Source organism: Haloferax namakaokahaiae (assembly GCF_042663225.1).
Taxonomy (GTDB): Archaea; Halobacteriota; Halobacteria; order Halobacteriales; family Haloferacaceae; genus Haloferax; species Haloferax namakaokahaiae.
Genome location: NZ_JBHTAA010000005.1, coordinates 750,695 through 767,107, shown reverse-complemented (window position 1 = coordinate 767,107; position 16,413 = coordinate 750,695). Strand labels below are relative to the sequence as shown.

The following is a 16,413-nucleotide window of genomic DNA, read 5'->3' as shown; positions in this document are numbered from 1 at the left end:
TCGTGCAGAAATGACGGTAGGGTTTTCCCACCCCAGACTAACCTCAAAGTATGGTACGTCGCCTGGTTCTCGGGTGCGGCCCCGTCGGAAGTGACCTCGTCGATGGTCTCGTAGACCGTCCGGGTGAACTCAGAGTCATCACCAACCGACGAGGACTCGCCGAGGACTTTCGTGCCGACGGTATCGCGGCGACCGAAGGCGACCCGACGGACCCGACGACCTATCCGAGAGACGCCGATATCGTCATCGTCGCCGGTCGCCGTCCGCGAACGAATCGGACCGCTGCACGCCTCGCGCGCGAACACTTCCCCGACGCGTATCTGCTCGTCTATCTCCCAATCGATGCGTCCCCGGAGGCCGCAGCGGAGATAGAGCGCGTCGCGGACACCGTCATCGACCCGTGGAGCGAACTGACCGACCGCATCTCCGGGATGGCCGGAAACTCCCACACGAGTCGGGTTCGTCGCCTCATGCGCGTCCTTCGCAACCTCGATGGACGACTCGCAATTTTGATGCACGACAACCCCGACCCCGACGCAATCGCCTCCGCAATCGCATTACAGGCGATTGCCGACCGCGCGAACGTCGAGAGCGACCCCTGTTACTTCGGCGACATCTCACATCAGGAGAACCGCGCGATGGTCAACCTCCTGAATCTGGACTTGACGGTCCTCTCTGAACCGCCGCGAGAAGGCGAGTACGGCGGTATCGCCCTCGTAGACCACTCTCGACCCGGCGTGAACGACCGCATGCCCGAGGACACGAAAATCGACATCGTCATCGACCACCACCCGCCGCGAGCGCCGGTCGAGGCGAGTTACGTGGACCTCAGACAGGACGTCGGCGCGACGAGCACCCTCCTCACGGAGTACCTCGAACGCCTCGAAATCGTACCGGACAGTCGCGTTGCGACGGCGCTGTTGTTCGGGATTCGCGTCGATACGAAGGACTTCACCCGCGAGGTTTCGACCGCCGACTTCGAGGCGGCGGGCTTTCTGTTCCCGCAGGTCGATACCGACGTTCTCCAGCGAGTCGAGAGTCCGAGCATGACGCCGGAGACGATGGAGACGCTCGCTCGGAGTATCGCAAACCGCGACGTGCGCGGCAACGTTCTCATCACGAACGTCGGCGACATCCGCGACCGCGACGCCTTGGCCCAGGCGGCGGACCACCTCATCGACATGGAGGGTATCGATATCTCCATCGTCTACGGCCTGATGGGCGGAACGGTGTACGTCTCGGGACGGTCCCGCGGCGCGAACGTTGACCTCGGAGAGGTGCTCCGTGACGCCCTCGCGCCGATTGGGAGCGCCGGTGGCCACGCCGACATGGCGGGCGCACAGATTCCGCTCGGCATCCTCGACGACGTAGGCGACGATTCGAGGGAGTCGTTGGCGACCATCGTCACGGGTATCGTCGCCGGGCGCATCTTCGAGACGCTCGAACACGCGCCTGCAGCCCTCGATTTGGACACCGACGTGACCTTCGAATCGCCGCTCGACGAGTAACGAGGCCCACATATTTTTCCCGTCTGTCACCCTACCTCGGAGGGATGAGTACGAAAGCGACCGTCAAGGAGTACATGACGCGCGAGGTGCAGACAGTTTCACCGAGTGACACGGTCGCTGACGTCGCCCGTCGCATCGTCGAGAGCGACGGCCACAACGGATTTCCGGTCTGTGATGGCCGGCGCGTCGAGGGGTTCGTCACCGCCCGCGACATCCTCCTCGAAGACGAAACCGTCCCGATAAAGGAGGTGATGGCGACGGACCTCATCGTCGCTCACCCCGAGATGGACGTCAACGACGCCGCCCGCGTCATCCTCCGGTCGGGCATTCAGAAACTCCCCGTCGTGGACGACGCGGGGAACCTCGTCGGTATCATCTCGAATACGGACTTCATTCGGAGTCAAATCGAGCGTGCGACCCCCGAGAAAGTCGGGAAACTCATGCGGACGCTCGAACAGATTCACGGCATCACGGTCCACCAAGAACGCGGCACCGTGTCGCTCTCTGACCTGATTCCGACACAGGCGCGCGTCTACGCCGACGAACTCGAAGGGCGGAAGTACGAACTCGAACGCGGACTGGCCGAACCGTTGGTCGTCATCGACAACAACGGCGCGATTCTGCTGGCCGACGGCCACCACCGCGTCTGCGCCGCCGACAGAGTCGGCATCGAGACCATGGACGCCTACATCATCGTCATCGACGACCCCATCGAACTCGGCATGCAACGAACCGCCGAGAAAGAGGGCCTGTCGTCGCTCGCGGACATCGACATCGTAGACTACGCTCGGCACCCACTCGTCGAGCGCACCCAACGACTGCAATGACCGACCCGGTCATCGAGGTCCGCACCCTGTCCAAACGCTACGGCGACGTGGTCGCAGTGGACGACATCTCGTTTTCGGTCGCGCCGGGCACGATACTCGGCGTCCTCGGCCCGAACGGCGCGGGGAAGACGACGATGCTCAAAGCGATGCTCGGACTGCTCGTTCCCACTGCTGGCGAGGTTCGCGTCTGCGGCATCGACGTACACGACCGGCCGGCGCACGCGTATCGTCGCGTCGGGGCCACCTTAGAGGGCGCACGGAACGTCTACTGGCGACTCACCGTCCGCGAGAACCTCGCGTTCTTCGCCGGACTCGCGGGTGACTCGCCGCGCGACCCCGCGGTCAGGGCGCGACACGACGACTTGCTCTCCCAACTCGGGTTGCTCGACCGGGCCGACGACGTGGTCAACGAACTCTCCCGAGGGATGAAACAGAAAGTCGCCCTCGCCTGCGCGTTGGCCCGCGACATCGACGTGGCCTTCCTCGACGAACCGACGCTCGGGCTCGACGTTGAGAGTTCGCTCGACTTGCGGCGCGAACTCCGGCGACTCGCGGACGAACGAGGACTCACCGTCGTCCTCACCAGCCACGACATGAGCGTCATCGAGGATTTGTGTGACCGCGTTATCGTCGTCAATCACGGCCGCATCGTCGCCGACGGTGCGGTGCGGGAGCTGGTAGACCTCTTTCGAACCAGCGCGGTTCGACTCGTCGTCGATGGCCCGCTCGGAGAGTCCACCGAGTCGGCGATTCGCTCGCAGTACGCCGTCGAGTCGTGGGAGCGAGACGGCGAGCGCGTGCGGATGATGGTCGCACTGGACGACGGCAACGACCTGCCAGCACTCGCCGAGTTGTGCATCGCAGACGGCGGCCGACTCGTCTCGGTGAACACCGTCGAACCCGACCTGACCGAGGCGTTCCTGCAGTTGACGAGCGAGAGAGGGGACGAGCAATCGCTGGAGGTGTCGCCGTGAGCGTCGCCGCCGATTCCCGCGCGTTCGTCGCCCTCGTGAGTGCCGTGGCGCGAAAGCAGTACATCCTCCTCAAGCGCTACCCCATCAACACGGTCGGCGCGCTCCTCGGCATCTACGCGTTCTTCGTCTTCATCTTCTTCGGTGGCCGAACCGTCGCCGGCCCGGGATTCGACGACTCGCTGGACTCGCTCATCGTCGGCTACTTCCTCGTCACGATGGCCTTTTCGGCGTATCAGGACCTCGCGGGCGCGGTGATGCGCGAGGCGCAGTGGGGAACGCTCGAACAACTCTACATGGCCCCGCTGGGATTCGGGCGCGTGATGGCCGCGAAGACCATCGTAAACGTCGCCTTCAGCCTGCTGTGGGGTGGGGCGATTCTCGCGTTGATGCTCGTGACCACGGGGAGTTCGATTTCGGTGGACGTACTCACGGTGGTCCCACTCGGCGCGTTCGCGCTCGCCTCCGTCGTCGGCGTCGGCTTTGCGATGGCCGGGTTAGCCCTCCTCTATAAACGCGTCAACAGCATCTTCGGGTTGCTCCAGTTCGGGTTCGTCGGACTCGCGGCCGCCCCCGTCGAGCAACTGCCGCTCCTCAAACTGCTCCCGCTCGCACAGGGAAGCTACATGCTTCAGCGAGCGATGACCGGCGGCGTTCGGCTCTGGGAGTTCCCACTCTCGGACCTCGCCGTGCTCGTCGCCGTCGGCATCGGCTACACGCTCGTCGGGTATCTCGTGTTCGACGCGCTCACGACGCGCGCTCGGAAGAAAGGCGTCCTCGGCCACTACTAATCGAGCGAGGTGTCTCGGACTACTCTACGTCGTACTTCGCTTTCCACTCGGCGACCGTCTCGTCGGCGGACTCCTCGTCCGAACACTGCACGGTGTCGTAGCCGCGGCCGTCGGGCGACTGGTGGAGTCTATCGAATCGGACGTGCCACCCCTTCGGCCCGCGACGGACGCGAATCGTCGCGTGACCGTCGCTTCGTTCCCACTCGACGATGCGCTCGTCTCGACGGACTTCGGTCCAGCTCATACTCGCTCGTCGCCTGCGACCACCTTGTGGCTATCCATCTCCACGAGGTGCTCAGAACGCCGGCAACTCGCTCGTGACCTTTCGAACCGTGGGTCCGGTCGTCACCCCACACGCTGGGCAAACCGCGTAGCCCAACCGGTCGTACGGAATGTCTACTGACGACTTTGCGAGTCCGCAGTTGCGACAGTGAAAGTACGACACCCACTCGAATGACATATCCACTCCTACGAATGTCAGTATCTTAATTAATGACCGATTACTCCCGTGCTGAGACCGGTGTGATTAACCAGATACCGACCAAGCACACTGCCAATGTCTGTTGAAAATCCACGCCGTGCGCTCGGTGTGGTCTTCGTCATCGTCTTCGTTGACTTGCTGGGGTTCGGGATTCTCATTCCTGTCATCCCGTTGTACGCCCTCTCGTTCGGCGCGACGGAGTTCGTCGGCAGTCTGCTCATCGCCTCCTACTCGGCGATGCAGTTCCTCGCCGCGCCGGTGTTGGGCCGACTCTCGGATACGCGTGGTCGTCGCCCCGTCCTCTTGCTGTCGCTCACCGGGAGCGTCATCGCGTGGACCATGTTCGGTCTCGCGGGGTCGCTCGCGGTGCTCTTCGCGGCGCGCATGCTCGCGGGGTCGATGGGCGGTAACATCGCCACCGCGCAGGCGTACATCGCCGACATCACGCCGCCAGAGGACCGCGCGAAGGGTCTCGGCCTGCTCGGGGCGGCGTTCGGTCTCGGCTTCGTCTTCGGCCCGGCACTCGGCGGGTTCTTCGCCAGCGACCCCGTCGTGGTCGCCACGCGTTCGATTCTCCCGGCGTTCGTGCCCGTCTCGGAGTTCTCGTTGCCGAGTTTCGCGGCCGCCGTCATCACCGGCCTCAACCTCGTCGCCGCGTACTTCATCCTCCCCGAGTCGCGGCCGCCGGACGCACGCACGGACGTCTCCGAGGAGCGCGAGTCGCGTCTCGAACAACTCGCGTCGGCGCTTCGAACCCACGGGCTGAGCGCGCTCATCGTCTCCTTCTTCCTCGTCTCCTTCGCCTTCTCGGCACTCGAAAGCCAGTTCATCTTCCTGACGAACGACCAGTACAGCTACGGCGCGACCGAGAACGCGGTTCTGCTCACCTACATCGGCATCGTCATCGCCATCGTCCAGGGTGGCTTCATCGGCCCGTTGACCGACCGCTACGGCGAGTATCGACTCGCCATCACCGGCGTTGCGATTCAGGTGGTCATGCTCGCGGCGGTGCCGTTCTCGCCCGTTCTCGGCGCGTCGATTCCGACGTTCGGGCCGCTCGTCTCGTTCGGGCCGGTGCTCCCGTCGGGCGTGCTCGCACTGTTGGTCATCATGACGCCGCTGTCTATTGGGAACGCGCTCACGAACGTCTCGTTGAATACGCTCGTCTCGCGGTCGGCGACCGACGACGAACAGGGTGGTGCGTTCGGTCTCACGCAGAGCGCCGGCAGTCTCGCCCGAACCTTCGGTCCGGCGGTCGCTGGCGGACTCTACACCGGTATCGCGTTCTGGGCACCCTTCGTCGCGGGCGGCTTACTGATGATTCCGATTCTCGTCTTGCTGGCGAGACTCGACCGTGAGGTCGTCAGTCCGACTACTGCCTGAAAAATAGCGCGGGGATTACGCGGGTGCCGCGCCCTCGGTCGAGGGCGAGTCGTCTTCCGATCTGAAGCCAGACACGAGGTCCAGCGACTCGTCCGCGCGGCCGAGGACGAACAGCGAGTAGTACCGGAAGTACGTCACGACGGGCATCTGGACGAACGCGGCGGTTGCGATTGCGGCGGCCACGAACAGCACGCCGAGGATACCGAGCAGGACGAGTCCGACCGTGGAGAACGCCGAGACTTGCGCCGCCGCCAGACCGAGGACGACGACGCCCGCGACGATAGCAAAGGGGATTGCGACGACGAGGAGTACCAACGCGGTTGCGATGCCGATAGCGATGCTTGCGAGGATTCCGAGGACGAACCGGAGTAACACGTACAGGCCGAACTCACCGACCTCGGCGCGGAACAGCGGTGCGACTCTGCGCCACGAGGAGAGGACGTTTCGGTCTTCGGCTATCATCGTCGGAACGACGAAATCCGTCGTCAACTGGAGCGCCAGCGCGACGACGAAGAACAGGAGTATCGCTAGGAAGACGAGCGGGATTGCGAAGAGGAATATCGACGGCGAGAGGGACGCGCCACCGAGAACCAGCGCCGCTCCCGGGAGACCGATGAGTAAGAAGACGGCGAGGATAATCCCGACTCTGAAGGCGAACAGGCGCATCCCGAGCCAAAACCGCTCGCGGAACGGTTTTCGGACGTGCACGTCTTTCGAGACGACGCCATCGACGAAGACGAACTCCATCACCGAACCGATGAGCGTCCAGACGAGAAAGAGCACGAACCCGAGTGCGAGGAGTGCTATCGCAGCGATGACGAAGTTCTCAGGGGTCGCCCACGCGGGAAGTTGGTCGATTGGGACGCCATCGACCGTTCCACCGCCGTTGACCGGGGCCGTTCCGCCGGAGTTACTCACGTTCGCCCCGCCGCCACCGCTGCCGACACTACCGACGAAGAGGGCGATGAGGGCGAGGCGCGCCCACCGACTGAGGTCTACGGGGAGGAGGAGCGACGCCGTTGCATCACGGGCGTCTTCGAGGGCATCGATTGCGTACCAACTCATAGGTAGTCGTGCGACGCGTACCCCAATAAAGCTGTTCGAGAAGTTATGGTTTTCTCACGACACGAATGGCGTGGCACGGACGACGTTCGGTTCGAATCCATCCCCACCGACGGACCGCCCACGCTTTTTTCACCCCCCGCGTAGCCACTCGCATGACGCCCTTCGAACGACGAGCACGCGCGTGTCAGCGCCGCCTCGACAGCGAAGCAATCGACGCGCTCGTGCTGTTCCCGAGTCAGAACCTCTACTACGTCTCCGGGTTCGAGGAATCGCCGGGCGAGCGCCACCTGTTCTTGTTCCTCCCGCGTTCGGGCGACCCCGTCTTCCTCGTTCCCGACCTCTACGAGACCCAGGTCCGCGAGGAATCGTGGGTTGCCGACGTACGGACGTGGGGCGACGACGACGACCCGAACGCCGCCGTCGAAGCCGTCGCCTCGGACCTCGGACTCGGCGACGGTCGTATCCTCGTAGACGACACGATGTGGGCGCGATTCACGCACGACCTGCGAGCGGTCCTGCCCGAAACCGACTTCGGGCTCGCCAGCGACGTCCTCGCACCACTTCGCGCGCAGAAAGACGACGCGGAACTCGACGCCCTCCGTCGCGCCGGTGTGGTCGCGGACCGCGTCGTCGAACGCCTCCGCGATATGGGCGACGATATCGTCGGCATGACCGAGACGGAACTCGCACGACACATCGAGCGCCTCCTCGAAGAGGAGGGCGGCGAGGGCATCCCCTTCGGCCCGCTCGTCGGGTCGGGACCGAACGGTGCGAAACCGCACCACTCCCACGGCGACCGAGTCATCGAAGCCGGCGACCCCGTCGTCCTCGACTTCGGGACGCGCGTGGACCACTACCCGAGCGACCAGACCCGAACCGTCGTCTTCGCTGGCGACCCCTCGGCCGAGTTCGAATCGGTCCACGAAGTCGTCCAGCGTGCCCACGCGGCGGCTATCGACGCGGTCGAACCCGGTGTGACCGCTGGCGAAATCGACGCCGCCGCCCGCGAGGTCATCGAAGAGGCGGGCTACGGCGACCGGTTCATCCACCGAACCGGCCACGGCGTCGGCTTGGACGTCCACGAAGAACCCTACATCGTCGCCGACAGCGACCGCGAACTCGCCGTCGGCAACGTCTTCAGTATCGAACCGGGCGTCTACCTGCCCGAGGAGTTCGGCGTCAGAATCGAAGACCTCGTGGTCGTCACCGAGTCGGGTGGCGAGCGACTGAACTCGACCGACACCGGGTGGCACTGCTGAATCTGAAACCGGGTGGCACCGCTGAATCTGAGTTCTGCGACTCCTCAGACCGATTCTGACCGGGTTTTGGCCTCTGTGGGGGCGATTTTGAGACCGACGGTCGCCGTCGTCCCCTCGTCGTCCACGTCGAAGTCGATGGTTCCGGCGGACTGTCGGACGAGCCACGTCACCAACCAGAGTCCGATGCCGCTGGTGTGTCGAAGCGGTGTCTCTCCCGCTTCGATGGCCGAAATCTCCTCGTTCGGAATCCCCGACCCGTCGTCGCTGACGGTAATCGTCGCCCACTCGTCGTCCGTGGTCACCGAAATCGAAACCGCGGGTGACTCCCCGGCGTGTTCGGCGGCGTTCTCGATGAGGTTGTAGAAGAGCGATTCGCCGGCCGACGTGGCGAGGACCGTCACGTTCTCGGGACCGCTGAGAGAGACCGACGCACCCGGCCAATCCTGATTCACGCGGGTGGTTACGTGCCGGAGCGTCTCCATCAGCGAGAGGCGCGTGAGGTCGGCACGGTGGTCGAGACTCTTCTCGACGGCGCGTATCTTCTCGGCGAGTTCGAGCAGTTCCTCGGTTCGATTTTTGATACGGTCGGCGCTGGTCTGTCTCGTGATGGTGTCCGTCCCGCCGTCCACGACGAGTTCGGCGTAGCCGTCGATGACGTTGAGACCGTTTCGAATGTCGTGTCGGAGGATTCGATTGAGGACCGTGAGTCGCTCTTCGCGCTGTCTCACCTCGGTCACGTCGTGGAGGGTGATGATGTTGCCACTCATCTCGTTGCCGGGGCGGGAAAATGGCGAGACTTCCACGGTGTAGGTCTTGTCAGTCTTTGCGTGGTGGAAGTTCGTCTGCCCGTCGGTGCCAGCCTCGATTTGCCGTACGAGTCTGGGCGCTATCTCCTCCAGTTGCGCGCCCATGAGTCGCTGTTGGGGGACGGCGAGTGCCGACGAGAGCGCGGGGTTCACGTCGGTGATGATTCCCGACCGATCGACGACGAGGACGCCGTCGCCCATCTCCTCGATGACGTGTTCGCGTGCGACTTCGCGGGCGAGCGGGTGGGTTCGAAACAGGTGAAACCGACGGTCGGCCGCGACGAACAGGAGCGTCGAGATGGTGAACGCGAACGGCGTCGGGTCGTATTTCGTCGGCATCACGTGGAAGAGTACGTTGGGAACGAACGCGACGAGCAGTGCGACCACGATGAGGCGGTGTTGGTTTCGGTACGTCGGCCGAGCCACCATGACGTGTCGGGTGAACTTCGCGGCACCCCAGAGCAAGAGCATGTACGCGTAGGCTAAAAACACGTAGTACAACGGCCCTTTATCGGTCGCTATCGCCGACAACTCGCCGATTTCCACACGAGTTACACTCGTCCACGTCAACTCGGAAATCGGCCATAGAAACGCCGAGACGGGGTGGACGACCGTCACGATTCCGGCGACGACCCACCCGCTGCGTGGCAACGAGTTCGACCCGGTGAACGCCGCCGCAAATGCGAACCAGAGTGCGGGCGTCACCGCGATACAGACGTACATCAACCGGAGAAAGAACAGCATCAAAAGCGTCTCCGAAGCCACCAAGAGGAGGGCGTACAGGCCACTCCACAACCCGCAGGCGAGCAGTAGTATACTGAGTTCGCGTGCCCCCGGCCGGTCGCTCTGCCGATGATTGAACGTCACCGAAATCACCAGTGACAAGACTGTCACACAGGCGAGGAGGAGAATCGGCAGCGGCGGGGCACTAACCATCGTACATTGTTATGATACCAACATATTACGTCTTTTGTAGATTGTACTGATTCGACTATACTCTCGAATCGCGTACTGTCGTCTCCGGTCTGCGACCCCCCAAGCCATTATTCGACGGCCGCTCCAACCCACCGTATGGCTTCCCGCGAGGACTTCGTAATCGTCGTGTTCGTCGTCGCGTCCCTCCCTATCGCCTACGCGGTCGAGAACGTCACCGGGCAGTTCGAACTCGGGATGCTCGCACTCCTCACGACGGGCGTCATCGTTCCGACCATCATCAACGAGTACGAGCGAACGAGACGAAATGACACCTAACGCAGAACAAAAATCGAAGGAGGGGGGCGATATCGGGCGCTCAGTCCTCAGACGGCGAGATACCGCCGATGATGGCGTCGATGTCGGTGTGTTCGAACAGCAGGTCGCGCATGCGCTGGACGGTGCGCTCGTCGCGGGTGCGACCGCTGCTGACGATGTCCTCTGCGCGGTCGGTGACCGAGAGGGTGTCACCGTTGACCAAGAGGACGGGCACGCGCTTTTCTTCTGCCTTGCCGATGACGGCACCGACCGGGCGGTGGCCGCCGGTCAGGATGAGACACTTGACGCCCGGTGCTTCGAGCGCGGCGCGCTGGATGTTGGCGCGGTCACCGCCGGTGATGACGGCGGCGTTCTTCGTGCGCCGGAAGTAGCGGAGCGCCGCGTCACCGCCCATCGCGCCGACGAGGAAACGCTCGACGAAGGCGTCGGTGGGGGCGTCGGTGGCGAGTTCCGCGCCGAGTTCGTTCGCCAGGTCGGCGACGGTGACGCCGGCGAGGTCCTTCTCGGTGGGGAGCACACCGATGACCGGGACGCCGCGGGCTTCGAGGAACGGCGCGACTTCGGTTTCGAGTTCGTCGTACTTGGCGTCAGAGACGCGGTTGAACACGACGCCGACGAGACGGTCGCTGCCGATGTCTTCGACCGCGGCGACGACGTCGTCGAGGTCGCTCGAATCCTCGTAGTCGGCGACGAGCAACACGTCAGAGCCGAGCAGTTCGGCCACGTCGCCGTCGGTCAGGCCGACGATACCGCCGGTTCGGTAGGAGCCACCGCCCTCGACGAGCATGAGGTCCTTGTCTTCGGCGAGGTCGTCGAAGTGGTGGGTGATGACCTCGGAGAGTTCTTCGTTGCTCTCGCGGCCGCGAATCGCACCCTGAATGAACGTCGGCGAGTAGACGACGGGTTCGAGTTGGTGCATCTCGGCGTCGAGACCGAGGAGTTCGCGCGCCAGCATGGGATCTTCGTCGAGCGTCTTGCCCGTACTGGACTGGAGTCGCGTCCCTTTGGGCTTCATGTAGCCGACGTCGAGGCCGCGTTCCTGTGCGAGCAGTCCGAGTGCCAGCGCGATTGCCGTCTTGCCGGTGCTTTCGCCGGTGGATGTGACGAGTACTGAGTTCATTGGTGTAGATTGGGTGACTGTGGAGTTTAAAGTTCGTCCGGGTCCACGGTGAGGCGAACGTCCACCGCCTGGACGCCGTCTGGAAGGGCGACGAGCGGGTTGATGTCGAGTTCGAGAATCGCCGGGAAGTCCGTGACGAGTTGCGACAGTCGCTGGATGGTTTCGGTGATGCCGCTGGTGTCCACGGGTTCACGACCGCGAGCGCCGCGGAGCAGTGGTGCGGCGTCGATTTCGCGGGTCATCTCGTCGGCTTCGGACTCCGAGACGGGCGCGACGCGGAACGTGGTGTCTTCGAGAATCTCGACGAAGATGCCGCCGAGACCGAACATCATGAGCGGGCCGAACTGCGGGTCGCGGTTCATGCCGACGATGGTCTCGACGCCGTCGTCGAGGTCCACCATCTCCTGGACTTGGACGCCGAGGATGTTGGCGTCGGGTTGGTAGTTCCGGGCGCGCGTGATGAGGTCCTCGTAGGCGTCGTAGACGTCCTCGTCGGAGACGCCGACTTTGACGCCGCCGATGTCCGACTTGTGGAGGATGTCGGGGCTGACGATTTTCATCACGACGTTGCCCTCTATCTCTTCGGCGACTTCGAGTGCGTCCGCGGGGTCGTCCACGATGTCGCCCTGCGGCGTCTCGATGCCGTAGGCGTCGAGCAGGTCCATCGCTTCGACGCCGAGGCGCGTGTCGTCGCGTTCCTCGACGGTTTCGAGGATTTCACGGGCGCGCTCGCGGTCCACGTCGAACTCCGTCGGCGAGTCGTACTCGCGGCGCTTGATATCGGCGTAGTCGGCGAGTGCCTGCAACCCGTCCACGGCGCGGGAGGGGTCGAAGTAGTTCGGGATACCCGCCTCCTGCATGCGGTCTGCGGCGGGTTTGACGCGCTCGCCACCCATGAAACAGGCGGCGACGGGCTTGTCGTGCTTGTGTTGGAGTTCGACGGTGTCCTCGGCGAGTTGGTCGTAGTCGAGGACCGCCGTCGGCGCGGTGAGCACGATGGCGCTGCCGACGTTGTCGTCCGCGAGCGCGACGTCGAGTGCGGTCTTGAAGCGCTCGTTGTCGGCGTCGCCGACGATGTCAACCGGGTTGTAGATGTTGCCTTCCGGCGGGAGCGTCTCGGAGAAGTTCTCTAACGTCGAGTCGGTGAAATTCGCCATTTCGAGGTCGGACTCGCCGATGGCGTCGGTCGTCATGACGCCGGGACCGCCGGCGTTCGTGATGACGGCCACGTCCTTGTTCTCGGGGAGGGGTTGGTCACCGAGGACGCGCGCGGCGTCGAAGAGGTGCTGGACGGAGTCGGCGCGGATGACGCCCGCTTGGTCCAGACCGGCCTCGTAGGCGGCGTCAGAGCCAGCAATCGTCCCGGTGTGCGACGAGGCGGCCTGCGCGCCGGCGTCGGTCTTGCCGGACTTGACGAGCACGATTGGCGTGTCCTGCGTCACGTCGCGGGCGGAGTCGATGAAGTCGCGGCCCGCGCTGATGCCTTCGAGATAGCCGATGATGACCTCGGTGTCGGGGTCGTCGTTCCACGCCTCGATGAAGTCGGCCTCGTCGAGGACGGCCTTGTTCCCGAGCGAGACGATGTCCTTGAAGCCGATGTCCTCGTCGTTGGCCCAGTCGATGACGGCCGTGATGAACGCGCCCGACTGGCTCATAAAGGACATGTTGCCGTCGAGGGCCATCTCGGGACCGAACGTGGCGTTCATACCGACGTCCGTGTTCATGATGCCGAGGCTGTTCGGCCCGACGACGTTCATGTCGAACTCGTCGGCGATTTCGCGGAGTTCCTTCTCGCGGGCGGCACCCTCGCTGCCCGTCTCGCCGAAGCCAGCAGTGATGACGACGGCGTCGGTGATGCCCGCCTCGCCCGCGGCCTCCATCGCGGGGAGGACGACTTTCGGGGGGACGACGATGACCGCGAGGTCGGCGTCGGTCTCTCCAACGTCGCCGTAGCATTGCAGGCCGAACAGTTCGTCGTACTTGGGGTTGACCGGGACGACCTCACCGTCGAACTCGTCGATGAGGTTGTCCATGATAGCCCGGCCGATGGCCCCTTCGCGCTCGGTCGCACCCACCACTGCGATGCGCTTGGGCGCGAACAACTCAGATAGGTCTCCCATCGTGTAGTGATACCCGACATAGATTGATAAATTCGGGGGTGTGGGCGGTCTCACGGCGTTTGAGAGCACATTACAGTGATGTAATTAATCAGGAGGGTTACGCTCGAATTCGGGTGATTATTCGTAGTGGACAGACGGTTGTCATTCGGGTTCGAGACTCGAATTCTGTTTCCAAACATCTAACATGTCGAGGAGTGTGAACGCGAGTATGTCGTCCTCACAGCGCTTCGTCCCCTTCCGCGTCTCGCGTCGCGTCCGTCTCGCCGTCGCACTCTTCGTCCTCCTGCTGGTCGTCTACTCGGTGGTCATCGCCCAGCAGATTCTGTTGGGGGTGATGGTAGTTTTCTGGGTCGTTGTACTCTGGTACGGCGCTCGATTGGTCGTCGCAATCGAGGGAATCGCGGCGCAACTCAGCCGTCTCGCCGACTCTCGGGCGGAAGACGAAGCGACGAGTCCGGTAGAATCAAGCAGAGATTAATTCAACGACAACCGCTCGGATTCGCAGTGCATCTCTGACCAGTGTCACTCCGAAATTCGGATACGTCTTTCTTCCTCACAATCTCCCGAAATCGACCCTGCCTCTGGGTGTTTTGACACTCGGCGAGCGCTGAGTCTCCCATTTACAGGCGTATTTTTTCCAGAGTGTAAAACGGCTAACTAAATTTGCCAAATTCGAACTCATAGCTGGATATGTACCCGCTCCAGCTAACAATCCCAGAGTCGCTCGCGCAAATCACCGTCTCGATACTCACGTTCCTCCCGCGACTGGTCGGCGCGATTCTCATCCTTCTGTTGGGATGGATTATCGGCCGTCTCGCCGCACGGCTGATCGCCGGATTAGCCGACCGCGTCGAACTCGATAGAGCGGTCCTCTCGACACCGCTCGGTGATATCTTGGGTGGAACCGAACAGAGCGTTTCACACGCCTTCGGAACGTTGGCAGCGTGGATCGTCTACGCGGTGGCCATCCTCGCCGCGGCGAACGTCCTGGCGCTCGCACTGCTCTCACAGTGGGTTGCACTGGCGGTCTCGTACGCACCAGCGTTCGTCGCTGGACTCGCCGTCATCGTCCTGGGCTTCGTCGTCGCCGACTTCGTCGGTGACACAATCCTGCGCACCCGTGCGGCGACCGAAACCTCCTACACCTCCGTCTTCGCCGCCGGAACGCGCATCTTCCTCTACTTCACCGCCATCGTCATCGGTCTGAGTACGATGGGCATCGAGGTGGCCATCCTCTTTACCATCGCGCGAGCGTTCGCGTGGGGACTCGCCGCCGCCTTCGCCATCGGCGTCGGTGGTGCCATCGCCTTCGGCGCGCGCGACTACGTCCACGCGAACGTCGAACGCTGGATGGGTTCGGCCCGGTCTGTCGCGCAGTCGCCGACCGGTCCGATGGGGTCCGACGACTCGCCAGAAGGCGCGTCGGCCGCGGACGACTGAACCGTTTCGTGACGGCGGTCGGACCCCGGTTCGAGTACTTTTTCCACGCCTCCACGAGCACTGGTTCCGCCCCATCCCGAACAATCGAACTCACACACATGACAGTACAAATAGAATACTCTGGTTCTCATTTTTTGGCCTGACTAAACCTCAGAACTACGAATATCGAACGTTTCGATTTTAGGCAGGCCAAAATTGTCTGAAATATGATAATGTTTATCGGCGTCTGAATCGTACCACCGGTATGGAGCAACTCACCGCGCTCGCGTTCGTCTTCGTCGCGGGGCTAATCACCGCCATTGCGACGGGAATCGGCGCGGTCCCGTTTTTCTTCTTCTCGGACGTGAGCGACCGCTGGAACGTGGCGCTCTGGGGCATTGCCTCGGGCATCATGGTCTCGGCGTCTATCTTCGGGCTGATTTCTGAGGGGCTCGCCAACGGTACCCCATTCCAGTTAGGAGTCGGTCTCCTCGCGGGAGTGGTTCTCGTCGTCGTCGCCCACAACGTCATCGAGGGTGCCGAAGTTGACCCGCAGAACTACGAGGAAGCCGACTTCCGCAAACTCCTGTTGATTCTCGGTATCCTCACGGTCCACAGTTTCCCCGAGGGCGTCGCCATCGGCGTCTCCTTCGCTGACCTCGGTCTCGACGGGGGCATCCAACTGTTCGGACTCGCCGTTCCCCTCTTAGCCGTGTTCATGACCATCGCCATCTCCATCCACAACATCCCGGAGGGACTCGCTATCTCGATTCCGCTGCGCTCGATGAAGGTTTCCAACTGGAAGATGGTCTGGTGGGCTATCTTCTCCAGCCTTCCGCAACCCATCGGCGCGGTCATCGCGTACTACTTCGTCCGTATCGCCCGGGAGTTCCTCCCGTTCGGTTTCGGCTTCGCCGCGGGCGCGATGGTGTACCTCGTGCTCACCGAGTTCATCCCCGAGGCGCTCGAACTCGGAAAACGCCTCCCGAGCGGCGGGAAACCGGAACTCATCGCGGGGTTGGTCGCCGGGTTCGGTATCATGATTCCCCTCGCGTTTATCTGAATGGCCGTCGCTCGCGGTGCGAAGAAAACGAAGAATATCGATGGAACTCGCGCTTAGTGCGAGTGACCGAGCGCGTCAGCGAGCGAGATGCCGAAGCGGTCTTCGAACAGTTCTTCCATCTTCTCGTTGATTTCGGCGATGTCCGCCGGTCCCTCGCCTTCGCCGTGGTGGGCGACGACGTGTGCCTGCTGTGCCATCGCCTGTACGACGATGTCGGCGACGACGTTCGTGCCTTCCTCGCCCTGTTCGGCGAAGATGTCCACGAGACCGGCAGGCAGTTCGAAGTCTTCGGTGTCTCCGTTCGGTCCTTCGATGGTGTACGTCTCAGTTTCGACCATACCCCCACGTG

The 16,413-nt window shown here is 63.2% G+C and carries 17 protein-coding genes; 10 read left to right on the top strand and 7 right to left on the bottom strand.

The genetic code is table 11. The annotated features are described in order from the left end of the window. The first annotated feature begins 50 nt into the window (after window positions 1-50). From ACFQJC_RS11515 to ACFQJC_RS11500, 4 genes are read left to right on the top strand one after another with little or no spacing between them, the layout of a single operon-like run. Complete coding sequence (locus ACFQJC_RS11515) at window positions 51-1,508, top strand: DHH family phosphoesterase (protein WP_390223599.1); 1,458 nt, start codon at window positions 51-53, stop codon at window positions 1,506-1,508. Between the two features lie 44 nt (window positions 1,509-1,552). Beyond that, entirely contained in the window at window positions 1,553-2,335 is a 783-nt protein-coding gene (locus tag ACFQJC_RS11510) for a CBS domain-containing protein (protein WP_390223598.1), read from the top strand. Then, window positions 2,332-3,309 carry an ABC transporter ATP-binding protein gene (locus ACFQJC_RS11505; protein WP_390223596.1) on the top strand — a complete coding sequence of 326 codons (978 nt, stop codon included), beginning with the start codon at window positions 2,332-2,334 and terminating at the stop codon, window positions 3,307-3,309. Before ACFQJC_RS11510 ends, ACFQJC_RS11505 begins: the two co-directional genes overlap by 4 nt. Continuing rightward, the gene (locus tag ACFQJC_RS11500) at window positions 3,306-4,097 is read left to right on the top strand and encodes an ABC transporter permease (RefSeq protein ID WP_390223594.1); all 792 of its coding nucleotides are present in this window, start codon (window positions 3,306-3,308) and stop codon (window positions 4,095-4,097) included. The genes ACFQJC_RS11505 and ACFQJC_RS11500 overlap by 4 nt, the downstream gene beginning before the upstream one ends. A 19-nt stretch (window positions 4,098-4,116) precedes the next feature. On the opposite strand, the gene ACFQJC_RS11495 is transcribed toward ACFQJC_RS11500, so the two are convergent. Both ACFQJC_RS11495 and ACFQJC_RS11490 read right to left on the bottom strand, forming a co-directional pair. Further along, window positions 4,117-4,341: a DUF7543 family protein gene (locus ACFQJC_RS11495; protein ID WP_390223592.1), complete on the bottom strand. Its 225-nt coding sequence runs from the start codon at window positions 4,339-4,341 to the stop codon at window positions 4,117-4,119. A 51-nt stretch (window positions 4,342-4,392) separates the two neighbouring features. Next, on the bottom strand, window positions 4,393-4,557 hold the full coding sequence (locus ACFQJC_RS11490) for a hypothetical protein (protein ID WP_390223591.1): 165 nt from the start codon (window positions 4,555-4,557) through the stop codon (window positions 4,393-4,395). Between the two features lie 96 nt (window positions 4,558-4,653). Here ACFQJC_RS11490 and ACFQJC_RS11485 point away from each other — a divergent pair, with 96 nt between their 5' ends. Further along, complete coding sequence (locus ACFQJC_RS11485) at window positions 4,654-5,961, top strand: MFS transporter (protein WP_390223589.1); 1,308 nt, start codon at window positions 4,654-4,656, stop codon at window positions 5,959-5,961. A gap of 15 nt (window positions 5,962-5,976) precedes the next feature. On the opposite strand, the gene ACFQJC_RS11480 is transcribed toward ACFQJC_RS11485, so the two are convergent. Beyond that, on the bottom strand, window positions 5,977-7,026 hold the full coding sequence (locus ACFQJC_RS11480; protein WP_390223587.1) for a DUF7544 domain-containing protein: 1,050 nt from the start codon (window positions 7,024-7,026) through the stop codon (window positions 5,977-5,979). Window positions 7,027-7,178: 152 nt separating this feature from the next. Here ACFQJC_RS11480 and ACFQJC_RS11475 point away from each other — a divergent pair, with 152 nt between their 5' ends. Then, on the top strand, window positions 7,179-8,285 hold the full coding sequence (locus tag ACFQJC_RS11475; RefSeq protein WP_390223585.1) for a M24 family metallopeptidase: 1,107 nt from the start codon (window positions 7,179-7,181) through the stop codon (window positions 8,283-8,285). A gap of 44 nt (window positions 8,286-8,329) precedes the next feature. On the opposite strand, the gene ACFQJC_RS11470 is transcribed toward ACFQJC_RS11475, so the two are convergent. Next, entirely contained in the window at window positions 8,330-10,027 is a 1,698-nt protein-coding gene (locus ACFQJC_RS11470) for a histidine kinase N-terminal 7TM domain-containing protein (protein WP_390223583.1), read from the bottom strand. A gap of 135 nt (window positions 10,028-10,162) precedes the next feature. On the opposite strand from ACFQJC_RS11470, the gene ACFQJC_RS11465 reads away from it, so the two are divergent. Next, window positions 10,163-10,342: a hypothetical protein gene (locus ACFQJC_RS11465; RefSeq protein WP_390223582.1), complete on the top strand. Its 180-nt coding sequence runs from the start codon at window positions 10,163-10,165 to the stop codon at window positions 10,340-10,342. A gap of 40 nt (window positions 10,343-10,382) precedes the next feature. Here the strand turns inward: ACFQJC_RS11465 and ACFQJC_RS11460 are convergent, their stop codons facing one another. Both ACFQJC_RS11460 and acs read right to left on the bottom strand, forming a co-directional pair. Beyond that, window positions 10,383-11,462 carry a phosphotransacetylase family protein gene (locus tag ACFQJC_RS11460; protein WP_390223580.1) on the bottom strand — a complete coding sequence of 360 codons (1,080 nt, stop codon included), beginning with the start codon at window positions 11,460-11,462 and terminating at the stop codon, window positions 10,383-10,385. A 26-nt stretch (window positions 11,463-11,488) separates the two neighbouring features. After that, on the bottom strand, window positions 11,489-13,582 hold the full coding sequence (acs, locus tag ACFQJC_RS11455; RefSeq protein ID WP_390223578.1) for an acetate--CoA ligase alpha subunit: 2,094 nt from the start codon (window positions 13,580-13,582) through the stop codon (window positions 11,489-11,491). A 208-nt stretch (window positions 13,583-13,790) separates the two neighbouring features. Between acs and ACFQJC_RS11450 the strand changes: the two genes are divergently transcribed. From ACFQJC_RS11450 to ACFQJC_RS11440, 3 genes are all read left to right on the top strand, one after another. Further along, entirely contained in the window at window positions 13,791-14,060 is a 270-nt protein-coding gene (locus ACFQJC_RS11450) for a DUF8066 domain-containing protein (RefSeq protein ID WP_390223576.1), read from the top strand. Window positions 14,061-14,272: 212 nt separating this feature from the next. Next, the gene (locus ACFQJC_RS11445) at window positions 14,273-15,022 is read left to right on the top strand and encodes a mechanosensitive ion channel family protein (protein WP_390223574.1); all 750 of its coding nucleotides are present in this window, start codon (window positions 14,273-14,275) and stop codon (window positions 15,020-15,022) included. Window positions 15,023-15,266: 244 nt separating this feature from the next. Further along, complete coding sequence (locus tag ACFQJC_RS11440; RefSeq protein WP_390223572.1) at window positions 15,267-16,064, top strand: ZIP family metal transporter; 798 nt, start codon at window positions 15,267-15,269, stop codon at window positions 16,062-16,064. A 53-nt stretch (window positions 16,065-16,117) separates the two neighbouring features. Here ACFQJC_RS11440 and ACFQJC_RS11435 read toward each other — a convergent pair whose 3' ends face one another. Continuing rightward, window positions 16,118-16,402 carry a DUF7545 family protein gene (locus tag ACFQJC_RS11435; RefSeq protein WP_390223571.1) on the bottom strand — a complete coding sequence of 95 codons (285 nt, stop codon included), beginning with the start codon at window positions 16,400-16,402 and terminating at the stop codon, window positions 16,118-16,120. Window positions 16,403-16,413 lie beyond the last annotated feature (11 nt).